The 17,233-nt window shown below is 62.4% G+C and carries 15 protein-coding genes; 9 read left to right on the top strand and 6 right to left on the bottom strand.

The features are described from left to right. Positions 1-114 precede the first annotated feature (114 nt). From urtE to urtA, 5 genes are all read right to left on the bottom strand, one after another. Positions 115-804: an urea ABC transporter ATP-binding subunit UrtE gene (gene urtE / locus AC3WKX_RS31970; protein WP_008430563.1), complete on the bottom strand. Its 690-nt coding sequence runs from the start codon at positions 802-804 to the stop codon at positions 115-117. Positions 805-814: 10 nt separating this feature from the next. Continuing rightward, complete coding sequence (gene urtD, locus AC3WKX_RS31965) at positions 815-1,573, bottom strand: urea ABC transporter ATP-binding protein UrtD (protein WP_003218258.1); 759 nt, start codon at positions 1,571-1,573, stop codon at positions 815-817. Further along, positions 1,570-2,730: an urea ABC transporter permease subunit UrtC gene (gene urtC / locus AC3WKX_RS31960; RefSeq protein WP_102606298.1), complete on the bottom strand. Its 1,161-nt coding sequence runs from the start codon at positions 2,728-2,730 to the stop codon at positions 1,570-1,572. The genes urtD and urtC overlap by 4 nt, the downstream gene beginning before the upstream one ends. A 10-nt stretch (positions 2,731-2,740) precedes the next feature. Then, positions 2,741-3,658: an urea ABC transporter permease subunit UrtB gene (urtB, locus tag AC3WKX_RS31955; RefSeq protein WP_003218261.1), complete on the bottom strand. Its 918-nt coding sequence runs from the start codon at positions 3,656-3,658 to the stop codon at positions 2,741-2,743. Positions 3,659-3,854: 196 nt separating this feature from the next. Next, complete coding sequence (urtA, locus tag AC3WKX_RS31950; RefSeq protein WP_003218263.1) at positions 3,855-5,063, bottom strand: urea ABC transporter substrate-binding protein; 1,209 nt, start codon at positions 5,061-5,063, stop codon at positions 3,855-3,857. 354 nt (positions 5,064-5,417) lie between these two features. Between urtA and AC3WKX_RS31945 the strand changes: the two genes are divergently transcribed. Both AC3WKX_RS31945 and AC3WKX_RS31940 read left to right on the top strand, forming a co-directional pair. Next, a complete protein-coding gene (locus AC3WKX_RS31945) occupies positions 5,418-8,804 on the top strand; it encodes an ATP-binding protein (RefSeq protein ID WP_102606302.1) in 3,387 nt (1,128 codons plus the stop codon). After that, complete coding sequence (locus AC3WKX_RS31940; protein ID WP_008430557.1) at positions 8,779-9,477, top strand: response regulator; 699 nt, start codon at positions 8,779-8,781, stop codon at positions 9,475-9,477. The genes AC3WKX_RS31945 and AC3WKX_RS31940 overlap by 26 nt, the downstream gene beginning before the upstream one ends. 118 nt (positions 9,478-9,595) lie before the next feature. Here AC3WKX_RS31940 and AC3WKX_RS31935 read toward each other — a convergent pair whose 3' ends face one another. After that, on the bottom strand, positions 9,596-10,426 hold the full coding sequence (locus AC3WKX_RS31935; RefSeq protein WP_003218269.1) for an IclR family transcriptional regulator: 831 nt from the start codon (positions 10,424-10,426) through the stop codon (positions 9,596-9,598). Between the two features lie 241 nt (positions 10,427-10,667). Between AC3WKX_RS31935 and AC3WKX_RS31930 the strand changes: the two genes are divergently transcribed. Genes AC3WKX_RS31930 through AC3WKX_RS31900 form a run of 7 tightly spaced genes read left to right on the top strand, consistent with a single transcriptional unit; the run spans position 10,668 to position 17,116 of the window. Beyond that, on the top strand, positions 10,668-11,696 hold the full coding sequence (locus AC3WKX_RS31930) for an ABC transporter ATP-binding protein (RefSeq protein WP_003218271.1): 1,029 nt from the start codon (positions 10,668-10,670) through the stop codon (positions 11,694-11,696). Then, positions 11,693-12,538, top strand: coding sequence for an ABC transporter permease (locus AC3WKX_RS31925; protein ID WP_102606299.1), 846 nt, complete (start codon positions 11,693-11,695; stop codon positions 12,536-12,538). Before AC3WKX_RS31930 ends, AC3WKX_RS31925 begins: the two co-directional genes overlap by 4 nt. A 4-nt stretch (positions 12,539-12,542) precedes the next feature. After that, entirely contained in the window at positions 12,543-13,337 is a 795-nt protein-coding gene (locus AC3WKX_RS31920; protein ID WP_003218275.1) for an ABC transporter permease, read from the top strand. Beyond that, a complete protein-coding gene (locus AC3WKX_RS31915; protein WP_003218277.1) occupies positions 13,337-13,627 on the top strand; it encodes a (2Fe-2S)-binding protein in 291 nt (96 codons plus the stop codon). The genes AC3WKX_RS31920 and AC3WKX_RS31915 overlap by 1 nt, the downstream gene beginning before the upstream one ends. Continuing rightward, complete coding sequence (locus AC3WKX_RS31910; RefSeq protein WP_102606300.1) at positions 13,624-14,967, top strand: FAD/NAD(P)-dependent oxidoreductase; 1,344 nt, start codon at positions 13,624-13,626, stop codon at positions 14,965-14,967. Before AC3WKX_RS31915 ends, AC3WKX_RS31910 begins: the two co-directional genes overlap by 4 nt. Next, the gene (locus AC3WKX_RS31905; protein ID WP_102606301.1) at positions 14,964-16,067 is read left to right on the top strand and encodes an NAD(P)/FAD-dependent oxidoreductase; all 1,104 of its coding nucleotides are present in this window, start codon (positions 14,964-14,966) and stop codon (positions 16,065-16,067) included. Before AC3WKX_RS31910 ends, AC3WKX_RS31905 begins: the two co-directional genes overlap by 4 nt. Before the next feature lie 17 nt (positions 16,068-16,084). Next, complete coding sequence (locus AC3WKX_RS31900; RefSeq protein WP_003218283.1) at positions 16,085-17,116, top strand: ABC transporter substrate-binding protein; 1,032 nt, start codon at positions 16,085-16,087, stop codon at positions 17,114-17,116. Positions 17,117-17,233: the final 117 nt, after the last annotated feature.

The following is a 17,233-nucleotide window of genomic DNA, read 5'->3' as shown; positions in this document are numbered from 1 at the left end:
CCGACAGGCGGGGCAGAGCGCTTTGGTTACTTTGCCGCTTTTGCAAAGTGACTCGCTGTAAGAGCGAAACCATAAGCCGCCGTTACCCAAATAACGGATATGTACCCAGCCAGGTCAAACCGACAAATACCGACTGATAGTCGCCTCATCCACCCGATCCCGAGTTTCCTCAATCACAAACCTCCCCTTCTCAATCACCAAAAACCGATCAGCAATTTCCAAAGTAAACGACAACACCTGCTCAGAAACAACAATCGTCAAATCCCGCAAATTGCGAATCTCCTTAAGCGTACGAGCAATGTCCTTGATGATCGAAGGCTGAATCCCCTCAGTCGGCTCATCGAGCAACAACACCTTGGGATTCGTCGCCAACGCCCGGGCAATCGCCAACTGCTGTTGCTGCCCCCCAGACAAATTCCCACCCTTGCGCGAACGCATGTCATACAGCACCGGAAACAGCGCATACAAATCCTCAGGCACTCTGCCCCGGGCCGCCGCCGGCAACCCAGTCTGAATATTCTCCAACACACTCATGCTGGGAAAAATCATCCGCCCCTGCGGCACATAGGCAATCCCCCGCTCCACCCGCTCATGGGTTTCAAGCGCAGACACATCATGCCCATCCACACTCACCTGCCCCTGCCACTGCGGCAAAATACCCATCAGGCTCTTGAACAACGTGGTCTTGCCCATCCCGTTGCGCCCCATCACCGCGACGATCTCACGCTTCGCCACATCCAGCTCCAGGTCGTGAAGAATCTGGCTCTGCCCGTACCCACACGACAGTTTGTCGATCTTGAACATGCCCGACTCCTCAGTGGCCCAAATACACTTCAATGACTTTCGGATTGCTCTGCACCGACTCCATGCTGCCCTCGGCCAGCACCTTGCCCTGATGCAACACCGTGACCTTGTGGGCAATGCTCTTGACGAACTCCATGTCATGCTCGATCACCAACACCGAGCGCCCCTGGCTGATGCGCTTGAGCAACTCGGCCGTTTGCGCCCGCTCGTTGACGCTCATCCCGGCCACCGGCTCGTCGAGCATCAGCAATTCAGGGTCTTGCATCAGCAGCATGCCAATCTCCAGCCACTGCTTTTGCCCGTGAGACAGCAGGTCCGCCTGCTGCTGCAACAAGTCGCCGAGGAAGATTTCCCGCGCCACCTCCTCGACCCGCGCAATCACCTGGGCATTACGCTTGAAAAACAGCGCGCCCCACACCTTGCGCCCGGCCGGATACGACATCTCGAGGTTTTCAAACACCGTGAGGTTTTCGTAGATCGATGGGTTCTGGAACTTGCGCCCTACCCCGGCGCGCACGATGTTGTATTCGCGCATTTTGGTCAGTTCCTGGCCGTCGAACTGGATGCTGCCACTGGTGGCGCGGGTCTTGCCGCAGATCAAATCCAGCACCGTGGTTTTGCCGGCGCCGTTGGGCCCGATCACCACCCGCACTTCATTGCGGTCGATATACAGGTTGAGGTTGTCGACAGCCTTGAAGCCATCGAATGACACGGTGAGGCCTTCGATAGCCAACACCGGTTTCTTCATTTCAAAACCAACGGCGGTCATGGCTGTGTCTCCAGGATCTTGGCTTCAGCCTTGGGCTTGATCTTCGCCGGTTCGGCCTTGATCACCGGCTTGCGCCGCAACACTCGGGCCAGGGCCTGGCGACCATGGCTGTCCCACAACCCCGCCAGGCCGTTGGGGAAGTACATGACCACGGCGATAAACAACCCGCCCATCAGGTACAGCCAAAGCTCAGGGAAGGATTCGGAAAAGTAGGTCTTGCCATAGTTCACCAGCAACGCGCCATACACCGCGCCCAGCAGTGACATGCGCCCGCCCACCGCGGCAAAGATCACCATCTCGATGGACGGCACGATGCCCACGAACGACGGCGACATAAAGCCCACCTGCAAGGCAAACATCGCCCCGCCAATCGCCGAGAACGCCGCCGCCACGCAGAACACGAAAATCTTGAAACTGGCCACGTCATACCCGGAAAACCGTACCCGCTCTTCCTTGTCACGCATGGCCATCAACAGCCGGCCCAGCTTCGAGGCGAGGATGAAACGGCCAATGAAGATGCAGCCGAACAACAGCCCGGCGTTGATGAAATACAGGATCATCTTCGCGCCGTCACCGCGCAGGTCCCAGCCCAGCAGGGTCTTGAGGTCAGTAATGCCATTGACACCACCGGTAAGGCCTTGCTGGCCGACGATCAGCACCGTGAGGATCAGCGCAATCGCCTGGGTGACGATGGAGAAATACACATCGCCCACCCGCCGCTTGAACAGCGCCATGCCAATGATGAACGCCAGCAGCACCGGCACCGCAATCACCGCGAACAAGGTAAACGTGAAGCTGTGGAACGGCTGCCACAGCCACGGCAGTTCGGTGATCTGGTTCCAGTCCATGAAGTCCGGGATGCCCGGGGTGGACTGGATCTTGGTGCTGATCGGGTCCGAGGCCTCAAGCTTCAGGAACATCGCCATGCAGTAGCCGCCGACGCCGAAAAACACCCCCTGCCCGAGGCTGAGAATCCCGCCATAACCCCAGCACAACACCAGGCCCACCGCGACGAACGCGTAGGTCAGGTACTTGCCGACCATGTTCAGCCGGAAGGCGTCCAGGGTCAGCGGGAACACCACGAGGATCAACAGCGCCAACAGCACGATGCCGATCAGGTTTTGCTGGCCGCCCAGCAGTTTGTCTAGAGCCTTCATCGGTTCGCCTCTACTTGCGCACTTTGATGGAGAACAACCCTTGCGGGCGCAGCATCAGGATCAGGATCACCGACGACAGCGTCAGCACCTTGGCCATCGAGCCACTGAGGAAAAACTCCGACAGCGATTGGGTCTGGGCAATCACGAACGCCGAGGCAATGGTGCCGAACAGGCTTTGCGCACCGCCGAACACCACCACCAGGAAGGTGTCGACGATGTACTGCGAACCGGCAGTCGGCCCGGTGGAGCCGATGGTGGTGAACGCCGCACCGGCCACGCCCGCCACGCCGCAGCCGAGGGCGAAGGTCATGCGGTCGACCTTGCGCGTGTTGATGCCCACCGCCCGGCTCATCAAGCGGTTCTGCACGGTGGCGCGCACCTGCAAGCCCCAGCGCGAACGGTAGAGCATGACGAAGATCGCCCCGGTCAGCAGCACGGTCAGGCCCATCATGAACAGGCCGTTGCGCGGGATCTCGATGGCGTCGCTGAGGTTCACCGAACCCATCAGCCAGGCCGGCGGTTCGGCACTCACTTCACGGGCGCCGAACACCGAGCGGAAGGTTTGCTGCATCACCAGGGACAAACCCCAGGTGGCGAGCAAAGTGTCCAGGGGCCGCTTGTACAAGCGGCTGATCATCGCCCATTCCACCAGCCAGCCCACGGCGCCGGCGACGAGGAATGAGAGGGCAATGGCAACGAAAAAGTAGTACGGCTGAAAGCCTGGCGCGAAATGCGCGGTAAGGCTGGAACAGACGTAGGTGGTGTAGGCGCCAATGGTCAGGAACTCACCGTGGGCCATGTTGATCACGCCCATCTGGCCGAAGATGATTGCCAGTCCCAATGCCATCAGCAACAGCACGCAGAACACGGACAAGCCGTTGAACCCCTGCATCGCCGCGATGGCTCCAAATTCCGATAGCCATTCCATGATGATGGTCTCCTGAGCGGGAGGTTGAAATGCAATCTGCTTCTGCTTTATGTGGGAGCTGGCTTGTGTGGGAGCGGGCTTGCTCGCGAATACGGTGTGTCAGTACCGGATGCACTCACTGATTCACCGCTTTCGCGAGCAAGCCCGCTCCCACACAAAACCAGTTCCCACATTCAGATCAGCGCCAGACCCGAGGTTATTGATAGCCTTTCGGAAACGGATTCGGCTCGATCAGATCCGACTCGTAGATCACCTTGAACTGCCCGTTTGGCTGCACTTCACCAATGCGCGACTTGCTCCACAGGTGATGGTTTTCGTGGATCTTCACATAGCCTTCCGGCGCGTTTTTCAGCTCGATGCCAGGCGATGCGGCGACGACTTTATCCACGTCGAAACTGCCGGCTTTCTCAACCGCCGCTTTCCACAACCATGGGCCGAGGTAGGCCGCCTGGGTCACATCACCGATCACTGCATCCTTGCCGTACTTGGCCTTGAACGCTTCCACGAAGGCTTTGTTGTTCGGGTTGTCGAGGCTCTGGAAGTACTTCATCGAGGCATAGAAGCCAGCCATGTTTTCGCCGCCGATGCCCAGCAGTTCGTCTTCGGTCACCGACAGGGTCAACAGGGTTTGCTTGGACGCGTTCACGCCCGCTGCGTTGAGCTGTTTGTAGAAGGCCACGTTGGAGCCGCCCACCACGGCCGCAAACACCACGTCAGGCTTTTTCAGCTTGACCTTGTTGATCAGCGAACCGAACTGGGTGTTGCCCAGCGGGTAGTAGTCTTCGCCGACCACGGTGCCGTGCAGGACGTTTTCAATGTGCTTGCGCGCGATCTTCATCGAGGTGCGCGGCCAGATGTAGTCCGAGCCCACCAGGTAGAAGGTTTTGGCGCCCTTGGTCTTGGCGATCCAGTCGAGGCTGGCGAGGATTTGCTGGGTCGCTTCCTGGCCGGTGTAGATCACGTTTTTCGACTGTTCCAGGCCTTCGTAGAAGGTCGGGTAGTAGAGCAGGCCGTTTTCTTTCTCGAAGATCGGCAATACGGCTTTGCGTGAAGCGGAGGTCCAGCAGCCGAACACTGCAGCCACCTTGTCGTTCACCAGCAGTTTCTTGGCCTTTTCGGCGAAGGTCGGCCAGTCGGACGCGCCGTCTTCCTGGATCACCTTGATCTGCCGCCCGAGGATCCCGCCCGAGGCGTTGATCTGCTCGATGGCCAGGCGTTCGGCCTGGATCGAACCGGTTTCGGAAATCGCCATGGTGCCGGTGGCCGAGTGCAACTGGCCGACGGTGACTTCGGTAGGCGTCACCGCCAGGCCTTCGTTGTCGGCCATGACGCCATGGCTGAACAGACTCGCCGCCAGCAGTGATAAGGCCAACAACGGTTTGGAGCGGATCAATCGTGATTCCATGGGGCGACTCCTCTGCAATGAGGGGTTCAGCATGGCGGCAGGTGGCCACGGCGGGTATACGCAGCCTGACGTAACGGGGTACGTCATTTGACGTATGCCGTTGCGCACCATTTTCGAGCAGGATCCCGCCCGCCTTGGGAAAGGAAACCCCTGTGGCGAGGGAGCTTGCTCCCGTTGGGCTGCGCAGCGGCCCCAAAACCGGCGACCCGGTTCTGCCTGGAAAAATGAAGTGGTCTTGCTGGGCCTGCTTCGCAGTCCAACGGGAGCAAGCTCCCTCGCCACGAAGAGCGCACCCCGCAGGACTGGGGCACGAATATTGCTGCCATCTCCCCATCCTTGCAGGAGTTCCCCACCGTGCACCCCCTCCCCGGCACCCAGCGCATCGTCAAGATCCGCCGCGACTACAACTCCTGGGTCGCCGACGAGACCATGGAAGACTACGCCCTGCGCTACACCCCGAAGTCCTTCCGCAAATGGTCGGAACTGCGCATCGCCAACACCGCCTTGGGCGCGGTGTCGTTCCTGGCGCTGGAGGCCATCGGCGGCGTATTGGCCTTGAGCTACGGCTTTACCAACACCTTCTGGGCGATCCTCGCCATCAGCCTGGTGATCTTCCTGACCGGCCTGCCCATCAGCTACTACGCCGCCCGCTATGGCGTGGACATGGACCTGCTGACCCGCGGCGCGGGCTTCGGTTACATCGGCTCCACCATCACCTCGCTGATCTACGCCAGTTTCACCTTCCTGTTCTTCGCCCTGGAAGCGGCGATCATGGCCCTTGCCCTGGAGTTGTATTTCCATATCCCGCTGGCCATCGCCTATGTCATCTGTTCACTGCTGGTGATCCCGCTGGTGGCCTACGGCGTAACGCTGATCAGCCGCCTGCAATTGTGGACGCAACCGCTGTGGCTGGTGCTGCTGGTGCTGCCCTATGGCTTCGTGTTGTGGAAGAACCCCGAGGCCTTCAGCGACTGGACCAGCTTTGTCGGCCGCAGCAGCGACGGTGGCGACTTCAATCTGCTGTCGTTCTGCGCCGCCTGCACCGTGGCGCTGTCGCTGGTCACGCAGATCGGCGAACAGGTGGACTATCTGCGCTTCCTTCCGGAAAAAACCAGCGCCAACCGCAAGCGCTGGTGGGCCGCGCTGTTATGCGCCGGGCCCGGCTGGATCGTGCCGGGGGCGTTGAAAATGTTCGCCGGGGCGTTCCTGGCGTTCCTCGCCCTGCAACATGAAATCCCCATGGAGCGCGCCGCCGAGCCAACCCAGATGTACCTCGTCGCGTTCGGCTATGTGTTCTCCTCTCCCGAATGGGCGCTGGGGGCGATGGTGCTGTTCGTGTTCATCTCGCAGATGAAGATCAACCTGACCAACGCCTACGCCGGCTCCCTGGCCTGGTCGAACTTCTTTGCCCGCGTGACCCACAGCCACCCCGGCCGCGTGGTGTGGCTGGTGTTCAACGTCGCCATTGCGCTGATGCTGATGGAGCTCGGCGTGTTCGATGTGATCGAGCAGGTGCTGGGGCTCTACGCGAATATCGCGATTGCCTGGATCGGCACGCTGGTAGCGGACCTGGTAATCAACAAGCCCCTGGGCCTGTCGCCCAAACACATCGAATTCAAGCGTGCGCACCTCTACGACATCAACCCGGTGGGCGTCGGCTCGATGCTGATTGCCTCGCTGCTGTCGATTCTCGCCCACTTCGGCCTGTTCGGCGCCCTGGCCCAGGCCGCGCCACCGTTTGTCGCGCTGGGCACCGCGTTAATCATGGCGCCGCTATTGGCGTGGCTGACCAAGGGCCGCTACTACATTGCGCGCAGCAGCGAGGCGCAATTGATTCACCCGCAACCCGGCACCGGCCTGGTGATCTGCGGGCTGTGCAGCAACCCGTTCGAGACCGCCGACATGGCGTTCTGCCCGGCCTACAGCACGCCGATCTGCTCGCTCTGTTGCTCACTGGATGCGCGTTGCGGCGACCGTTGCAAACCCCACGCGCGCCTGGCCAGCCAGTTCGAAGGGGTGTTGCGCTGGTTGTTGCCGACCACGCTGGTACCGCGCCTGCATACCCGGCTGGCGCATTACCTCGGATTGTTGATGGCGCTGGTGCTGATGCTCGCCGGGGCCCTGGCGCTGATCTACATGCAGGCGGCCCAGGGTTTGCCCCATTCGCAAACCTTGTACCAGGCGTTTTTCAAGGCGTTCCTCACGCTCTCGGTGCTGGCCGCCGTACTCGCCTGGTGGGTAGTACTCACCCGTGAAAGCCGGCGGGTGGCCCAGGAAGAATCCGACCGGCAAACCTCGCTGCTGATGCAGGAGATCGCCGCCCACAGCCTCACCGACCAGGCCCTGCAACAGGCCAAGGAAGCCTCGGAAGCAGCGAACGCGGCCAAGAGTCGCTACGTCACCGGGCTGTCCCACGAGCTGCGCACGCCGCTCAACAGCATCCTTGGCTTCACCCAGATCCTGCAGCGCGACAGTGCCATGCCCGAACAGCATCAGGACGCCCTGGCGACCATCCTGCGCAGCGGCTCGCACCTGCTGTCGCTGATCGACGGCCTGCTGGACGTGGCCAAGATCGAGGCCGGCAAGCTGCGCCTGGAGCTCACCGAAATCCCCTTCCCGGAACTGATCCACGACCTGGAGCAGATGTTCACCCCCCAGGCCGAAGACAAGGGCCTGCGCTTTCGCCTGGACTGCGTGGGCAAGATCCCCGCCGTAGTGCGCGGCGATGAAAAACGCGTGCGGCAGATCCTGATCAACCTGCTGGGCAACGCGATCAACTTTACCGACAGCGGCGAGGTGCGCCTGCGGGTCAGCTACATGCGCGAGACCGCCAACTTCGAGATCATCGACACCGGCATCGGGATTGACCCCGAACAGATCGAGCGGATTTTCCAGCCGTTCGAACGCGGCGACCTGATGCGCCAGGACAAGGGCGTGGGTCTGGGCCTGACCATCACACGCATGCTGACCTCGCTGATGGGCGGCGAATTGCGGGTGGTCAGCGAGCTGGACAAGGGCACCTGCTTCCAGGTACGGCTGTTCCTGTCCCAGGTCCGCGTGCCTCAAGCCGTGGTGCACGTGGAGCACGACATCATCGGCTACCACGGCGAACGACGGCGCATCCTGGTGGTGGATGACCACGTGGACCATCGCAAGGTGCTCAGCGGCATGCTCACGCCCCTGGGCTTCGAGGTGTCCCAGGCCAGCAATGGCCAGGAGGCGATCCGCCAGGTGGCGCTGCTGTCGCCGGACCTGATCCTGATGGACCTGTCGATGCCGACCATGGACGGCTGGGCCACCAGCCGGATGATCCGGCGTAATGCGCTGTCTGCCGCGCCGATTATCATCATCTCCGCCAACGCCTTCACTGACGACCGCGAACGCAGCATCGCCGGCGCCTGCAACGACTACCTGGCCAAGCCGGTGCGTACCCCTGAACTGCTCGGACGCCTGCAACTGCACCTGGACTTGCAATGGCTGCGCCGTCGCACACCGCTCGCCGCGCCGGTCGCGACCCAAGGCGCGCTACCCAGCGCAGAAGAACTCGCGGTGCTCGCCGAACTGAGCGCCATTGGCTATGTGCGTGGTTTGCATGAAAAGCTCGACGTCATCGTGCTGGACAGCCCAGGTACCGCACCGTTCATCAACAAGCTCCGGGCCTTGCTGAAAAGCTTTCGCCTGGAAGAACTCAACCGCATCCTGAAGGAGGCCGAAGATGAATGCCTTGACCCACAGCGCTGAGCCCGGCGTGGTGCTGATTGTCGACGACACCCCGGACAACCTGGCCATGCTCTCCGACGCCCTGGACGACGCTGGCTACATGGTGCTGGTGGCGCTGGACGGCCTCAGCGCGCTGAACCGCGTGCAACGCCGGCGCCCGGATTTGATCCTGCTGGACGCGGTGATGCCCGGCCTGGACGGCTTTGAAACCTGCCGCCGGCTCAAGGCACAACCGGCCAGCGCGGATATTCCGGTGGTGTTCATGACCGGGCTGACCGACAGCAAGCATGTGGTGCAGGGGTTCGAGGTGGGCGGCAGCGATTACGTGACCAAGCCGATCCAGACCGATGAAGTGCTGGCGCGGGTGGCGGCGCATTTGCGTACGTCGCGGATTTTGCTGTCGGCGCGGGCGGCGACACAGCCGAGCGTGATCACCCTGGAGGATGAGCCGGCGCACAAGCTATTGTCGGCGCGGTTTCAACTGACGGAGCGGGAGGTGGAAGTGCTGCGTTGGGTGGCGTGTGGCAAGACCAATCGGGATATTGGCGACATTCTTGGGTTGAGTCCGAGGACGGTGAACAAGCATCTGGAGCATGTGTATGTGAAGTTGGGAGTGGAGACGCGCACGGCGGCGACTTCGGTGGCGATGGCGGCGATGAGTCCAACCCGGATCCCACAGATGGCCACGGTCTAAAATGTGGGAGCGGGCTTGCTCGCGAATGCGGTGTGTCAGTCACCAAATTTTTTACTGATACACCGCATTCGCGAGCAAGCCCGCTCCCACATTTGATCTGTGTCGTTACTGGTATTACCTACCCACCGAAGATCTGCGAAGGCCGGCGCAATGTCGGGTCAAACGGATTGATCTTCGGCCCGATCGCCGCCGCCTCGCGCTTCAACAACTCCACCACCGTCGGCAACCGCCCCGGCCCCAGCCGGTCGCTGATGGTCGCCACACTCAACGCCGCCACCGCATGCCCATTGCGATCCAGGATCGGCACCGCCAACCCGGCCATGCCTTCCAGCACCCCGGTATTGCGCGCCGCATACCCCAACCGCCGCACACTCTCCACCTCCGAACGCAAAAACACCTCGTCGTACAGGTGAAAATCCTTGAGCCGCGGCAAGTTGTAGCGGATCACCGTCTCGCGCTCTTCCTCCGGCAAAAACGCCAAAATCGCCAGGCTGCCCTGCCCCACGCCCAGCGCAACGCGGCCGCCGATATCACCGGTAAAGGTACGGATCGGATACGGCCCCTCACTGCGGTCCAGGCAGATCGCATCAAACCCGCTGCGCGCCAGCAGGAACAATGAATCCCCCAAGGATGCACTGAGGCGCAACATGCTCGGCCGCACCAGGTCCCGCAGGTTGCCGGTGTTGCCCGCATTCGCCGCCAGTGCGAAGAACTCCAGGCTCAGCCGATAGCGCTTGCTGCGCGCATCCTGCTCCACCATGCCCTCGTCCATCAGGCTGCGCAGCAGTCGGTGGGTGGTGGGTTGCGACAGCCCCACCTGCTGCGCCAGTTGCGTCACCCGTTCACCACCGTCCGGCGCCGCGCCGAGGATGCGCAGTAATGCAAACAACCGGGAGACGCCACCGGCGCCGACTTCCTTGACACTTTCATTCCGCTCAGTGGAATCCATAAGCCGATATCTCACACTAAATTCTGGTCAGTGAATGAAACTGAAAAAAGTACTCTATCCAGTGAAATTCCATCTTCCGCCATCCTAGTCTTTCGCCCTAATCTGCGTCCACAGGGGCGAAATGAACAACTAACGGCAGCCGACTCAAGATCGAGCGCCAACGCACCCGCAACACCCTTTTCGCATCTGCCCAAAACAAAAAAGCGCGTTTCGACGCGACTCAAAAAGGTGGAACGCAGACATGGCTTTTCTCCAACTCAACGCCTTGAGCAAACGCTACGGCGCCGTCGACGCGGTGGTCGCCACTGATCTTGCGGTGGAAAAAGGCGAATTCGTGTCTCTGCTCGGCCCCTCGGGCTGCGGCAAGACCACCACCTTGCAAATGATCGCCGGCTTCGTCGACGTCACCGGTGGCCAGATCGTCCTCGACGGTCGCGACATCACCCATGCCAAACCCGCCAGCCGCGGCCTCGGCGTGGTGTTCCAGAGCTACGCGCTGTTCCCCCACATGAGCGTGCGCGACAACGTCGCCTTCGGCCTGAAGATGCGCAAGGTGCCTGCCACGGAGATCGCAAGCAGAGTCAAGACCGTGCTGGAACTGGTGCGCCTGGCGCCCCACGCCGAGCGCTACCCGAGGGAACTGTCCGGCGGCCAGCGCCAGCGCGTGGCTCTGGCCCGCGCCCTGGTGATCGAGCCGCCAGTGTTGCTGCTGGACGAGCCCCTCTCCAACCTCGACGCCAACCTGCGCGAAGAGATGCAGTTCGAGATCCGTCGCATCCAGTGTGAAGTCGGGATCACCACCCTGATGGTCACCCACGACCAGGCCGAGGCGCTGTCCATCAGCGACCGGGTAGTAGTGATGCAGGCCGGGCGCGTGACGCAGATCGACGCGCCGTACAAACTCTATGAACACCCGCGCACACGCTTTATCTCGGATTTTGTCGGCAAGGCCAACCTGCTGGCGGGCGACTTCGATCAACTCGGCGCGCCGCAAGTGCGCTTCGAGCCCGGCAACGGCGAACTGACCCTGAGCCTGCGCCCGGAAAAGATCGACCTGGTGGCGGCCGGCAACGGCCGGCTGCAAGGTAGGATCCTCGACAGCTACTTCTTCGGCAGCCAATGGCTGTACCGCATCAAGACCCAGATCGGCGAGCTGACCGTGGTCCGCCGCAATGACGGCAGCGCGCCATTGGCTTGCGGCGCTGCAGTGGGCCTGGACTGGGAGTCGAACCTGTTGCGGGTGCTGGCCGCGGATGAGGTGCGCGCATGAGCCGTGGCTACCTGTTGTCGTTGCCGGCGCTGGTGTTGTTTTTCGGGCTGCTGATCCTGCCCCTGGGCCTGACACTGGTGCTGTCGTTCAACGTGTTCGACTATCAGGTAGGGGTGAAGGCCGATGAGTGGACCTTCGCCCACTACCTGTCGCTGTTCAGCGATTCGTACTTCTACGAGATCTTCTGGCGCACCTTCTGGATCAGTGCCCTGGTGACCTTGCTGTGTGTGGTGATCGGCGTGCCCGAGGCCTACATCCTCAGCCGCATGGGCACGCCATGGCGCTCGATCTTCCTGATCCTGATCCTCACCCCGCTGCTGATTTCGGTGGTGGTGCGGGCCTTCGGCTGGAGCCTGCTGCTGGGTGCCGATGGCCTGGTGAACCAGGTGATCCAGGCCCTGGGCGGCAAGCCGGTGAAGCTGCTGTACACCTCGTTCGCCGTGATCATCGCACTGGTGCACGTGATGCTGCCGTTCATGATCATCCCGGTGTGGACCTCCCTGCAGAAGCTCGACCCGTCGGCGGAGCAGGCGGCGCTGTCCCTGGGTGCCAGCCAGGCCACGGTGATGCGCAAGATCGTGTTGCCGCAGGTGATGCCCGGCGTGCTGTCCGGCACCCTGATCGTGTTCGGCCTGGCTGCCAGCTCCTTCGCGATCCCCGGCCTGCTGGGCGGACGCCGCCTGAAGATGGTCGCCACGGTGGTCTACGACCAATACCTCTCGGAACTCAACTGGCCCATGGGCGCGACCATCGCGGTGGTGCTGCTGTTGGTCAACTTGCTGATCATGCTGAGCTGGAACCGCATAGTCGAAGGCCGCTACAAAAAGTCCCTGGGAGTATAAGACGATGTCCAGAAACGGTCCTTTGGCCCTGGGCTTTCACGGCCTGGTGGTGCTGTTCATGATGGCGCCGCTGGTGGTGGTGTGCCTGGTGGCCTTCACCCCGGAAAACACCTTGAGCCTGCCCACTTCGGGCTTCTCCCTGCGCTGGTTTCATGCGGTGTTCGAGCGCGCGGACTTTATCCAGGCGTTCTACAACAGCCTGGTCCTGGCGTTCGTTGCCGCCACCCTGGCGACGTTGATCGCGGTACCGGCGGCGCTGGCAATCAGTCGCTACCAGTTCCCCGGCCGTAACTTCTTCAGTGCGCTGTTCCTCTCGCCGATCATCATCCCGCACCTGGTGCTGGGGGTGGCGATGCTGCGGCTGTTCGCAATGATGGGCGTCAACGGCAGCTTCACCTGGTTGATGCTGGCCCACGTGGTGATCATCACGCCTTACGTATTGCGCCTGGTATTGGCGGCCGCCATCGGCATTGACCGCAGCGCCGAGCAGGCTGCCGAATCCCTCGGCGCCAGCCGCTTCACTCTGTTTCGCCAGATCACCTTGCCGATGATTCTGCCCGGCGTGGCCGGCGGCTGGTTGCTGGCGTTCATCAACAGTTTCGATGAAGTGACCCTGTCGATCTTTGTCAGCTCGCCGGCCACCCAGACCTTGCCGGTGCGCATGTACGTGTACGCCACCGAATCCATCGACCCGATGATGGCGGCCGTGTCGGCGCTGGTGATCGGGTTGACGGCGGCGGCAATGATTCTGCTGGACCGGGTCTACGGCCTGGATCGCGTGTTGGTAGGGAAACATTGATGGCACTGTTCAAACGACTGGCGGAAACCGAGCGGCCCAGCCTGGCGTTCACCCTCGATGGACAGCCTGCCACGGGCCTGCTTGGGGACACCTTGCTGACTGCCGTACTGACCTGCGCCGAGCACCTGCGGGGCAGTGATTTCAGCGCCGAACGCCGCGCCGGTTTCTGCTTGATGGGGGCCTGCCAGGATTGCTGGGTACGCCTGGAAGATGGTCGGCGAGTGCGCGCCTGTTCGACCTTGCTGGAAGACGGCCAGGCGATTCGCCGTGACCCGGGGCGTCAGGCATGAAGAGCGTGGTGATAGTGGGCGCAGGCCCGGCGGGCATTACCGCAGCCCGGACCTTGCTGGACCATGGCGTGACCCCGGTGTTGGTGGACGAGAGCCTGCGCGGTGGCGGCCAGATCTATCGGCGCCAGCCGGCGAACTTCCAGCGCTCGGCCAAGCAGCTGTATGGGTTTGAAGCGGGCAAGGCGACAGCGCTGCATCGCACCATGGATGAGCTGGCCACCCGGATCGACTACCGGCCGGAAACCCTGGTGTGGAATGCGGAAAATGGCCGCCTGGACATGCTCAACAACGGCCACGCCGAAAGCATCGAATACACGCAGATCATCGTCGCCACGGGCGCCACCGACCGCATCCTGCCCGTGCCGGGCTGGACGCTGCCCGGTGTGTACAGCCTGGGCGCGGCGCAAATCGCGCTGAAGTATCAAGGCTGCGCCATCGGTGAGCGCGTCGCGTTTTGCGGCAGCGGGCCGTTGCTGTACCTGGTGGCGTATCAGTACGCCAAGGCCGGGGCCAGGGTGGTGGCGGTGCTCGACAGCGCGCCGTTCAGCGCCCAGTGCCGCGCCTTGCCGGCATTGCTCGGCCAGCCGGCGACCCTGGCCAAGGGTTTGTACTACCGCGCCTGGCTCACGGCCCACGGCATCCCGGTGCATCAAGGGGCAACGTTGTCGCACATCAACGGCGAGCAACGAGTGACGGGCATCCACTGGGACCAGCAGGAAATCGCCTGTGATGCCGTGGCCTTCGCCCATGCCCTGCGCAGCGAGACTCAACTGGCGGATTTACTCGGCTGTGAATTTGCCTGGAATGCATTGAACCGCGCCTGGTTGCCCCAGCGAGATGCGGCCGGGCGTAGCAGTGTCGCGGGGGTGTATCTGGCTGGCGACGGTGCAGGAATCATGGGCGCCGATGCGGCGCAAATGGCCGGCGAGCGAGCGGCATTGGCCTTGCTCGAAGACAGCGGTGTTGCCATCGACCACCGTCGCGGGCCCGTGCTGGAACAACAACTGGCAGGTATCCAGCGCTTTCGCCACGGCCTGGAAACCGCCTTCCCCTTCCCGGAAAACTGGGCCGCTGAAGCTCCGGACGAACTGATCCTGTGCCGCTGTGAAGAAGTCAGCGTCGGCGAAGTACGCGCGGTGGTGGACGAAGGCCACTGGGAAGTGAACCGGGTCAAGGCCCATTGCCGGGTTGGCATGGGCCGCTGCCAGGGCCGGATGTGCGGGCTGGCGGCGGCGGAAATCGTTGCCCAGCGCAGTGGCCGCGAGATTGAAAACGTTGGCCGCCTGCGTGGCCAGGCACCGATCAAACCCTTGCCGTTTGGCGTGGAGGTGCAGCCATGATCGGCAGTGAAGTGATCGTGTTGGGTGGCGGGATTGTCGGGGCCTCGGCGGCTTTGATGCTGGCGCAGAAAGGTCGCCGCGTGGTGCTGCTGGAGCGGGACTTTTGTGGCTCGCACTCCAGCGGTGTGAACTATGGCGGCGTGCGGCGCCAGGGGCGGCCATTGCACCAACTGCCGCTATCGCAACGTGCCCATGAGCTGTGGTCCGACTTGCCGGGGCTGATTGCCATCGACGGCGAATACGTGCGCTCCGGGCATTTGAAACTGGCCCGCAGTCATGACGATCTGGCGGCTCTGCAGGCTTACGCCGACGCTACACGCGGCTTTGGCCTGGGCCTGCAAATGCTTGACCACGCTCAACTGCGCGCCCGGTTCCCGTGGGTGGGTGATGTGGCAGTCGGCGCGTCGTTATGCCCCGAAGACGGCCACGCCAATCCGCGCCTGGTCTCCCCCGCCTTTGCCCGCGCAGCGCAACGCCACGGTGCTCGGGTGATGGAGCAAACCGAAGTCACCCATCTTGAACATGACGGCCAGCGGTTTCAGTTGCGCTGTGCCAATGGGCTGCAGCTGCAAGCCCCCTGGCTGCTGAACTGCGCCGGCGCCTGGGCCGGCACCGTGGCCGCGCACTTTGGCGAGCCGGTGCCGATGACCTCGGCGCACCCGGCGATGCTGGTGACCGAGCCGTTGCCGGTGGTGATGGACGTGAGCACCGGGGTGGAAGGCGGCGGGATTTATGCGCGGCAAGTCGCCCGGGGAAATTGCATCCTCGGTGGCGGGCGCGGCTTTGCCCTGGGCCCGCAACAAGCCCGCCCGGGCCAGGCGGCGGTGCTGGAGATTCTGCGCAATGCCGGCGAGTTGTACCCGTTCCTCAAGGGTGCCCAGGCGATCCGTACCTGGAGCGGCACCGAAGGTTATCTGCCCGACCACGAACCGGTGATCGGCGACAGCAGCACCCAACCCGGCCTGCTCCACGGTTTCGGCTTTGCCGGCGCCGGGTTCCAGCTCGGCCCTGCGGTCGGTGAAGCCCTGGCAGAGATCGTCTGCACGGGGGCCAGCCGGCAGCCCATCGAAGCATTTTCCATCCGTCGTTTCCAAGCCTGAGAGGAAGATTCATGCACATGATCAAACGTACTGCGCTGTCTTGCCTGTCCCTCGCCCTGTTGAGCACGGCGGCCCACGCCGCACCGACGCTGTACCTGGGCATGAACGGCGGCACCATGGAGCGGGTCTACGCCGACAAGGTGCTGCCCGCGTTCGAAAAGGCCAATAACGTCAAGGTGGTGATCGTGCCGGGCACCTCGTCGGACATCCTGGCCAAGGTGCAGGCCAACAAGGACAACCCGCAGATGCACGTGATGTTCCTCGACGACGGCATCATGTACCGCGCGATTTCCATGGGGTTGTGCGAGAAGCTCACGCCCAACCCGACCCTGGACCAGATTCCGGCCAAGGCCAAAATCAAGGAAGAAGCGGTTGCGGTGACGCTCGGGGTGACCGGGTTGGGTTACAACGCCAAAATGTTCAAGGAAAAGGGCTGGGCGCCGCCGACGTCGTGGATGGACCTGGCCGACCCGCGCTTCAAGGACAAGGTGGTGTTCCAGTCGTTGGCCTCGTCCACATTTGGGTTGCACGGGTTCCTCATGTTCAACCGGATTCAGGGGGGCAGCGAGACCAACGTGGAGCCGGGGTTCAAGGCCTGGCCGAAAACCGTCGGGCCCAACGTGCTGGAGTACATCGCCAGCTCGGCGAAGATTTCCGAGATGGTGCAGACGGATGAGGCGGCGATCTTTCCGCTGACGCCGACGCAGGTGACCACGCAGCAGTTGTTGGGTGTGCCGATGGAGTATGCGCAGCCGAAGGAAGGCGCGGTGGTGTTGAACGTGGCGGAGTGTGTGATTGCGCGGAATGACCAGCCGGAGTTGGCGCAAAAACTGGCGCAGTTCTTGTTGACCGCAGAGGCTCAGGCGCCGGCTTTGGAACTGGGGGATCAGATTCCTTCGAATCCTACGACGCCGACTACCGACAAAACCCGGGCGCGGGTGGAGGCGATGAACAGTTATTTGCAGACGGCGATTTCGATTGACTGGGACCAGGTGAACCAGGCACGGCCCGAGTGGAATGCGCGGTGGAGTCGGTCGATTGAGCGGTAGGCTTTGGGGGTGAATATCCGTTATTTGGGTGATGGCTTAAATTGGTTCCGCTCTTACAGCGGCTCACTTTTGAACAGCGCAAAAGTAAGCAAAACGCTCTTGCCCCACCACTCGGCA

This window comes from Pseudomonas sp. GP01-A4 (assembly GCF_058780865.1).
This window is presented reverse-complemented; position numbering and strand designations above follow the sequence as displayed.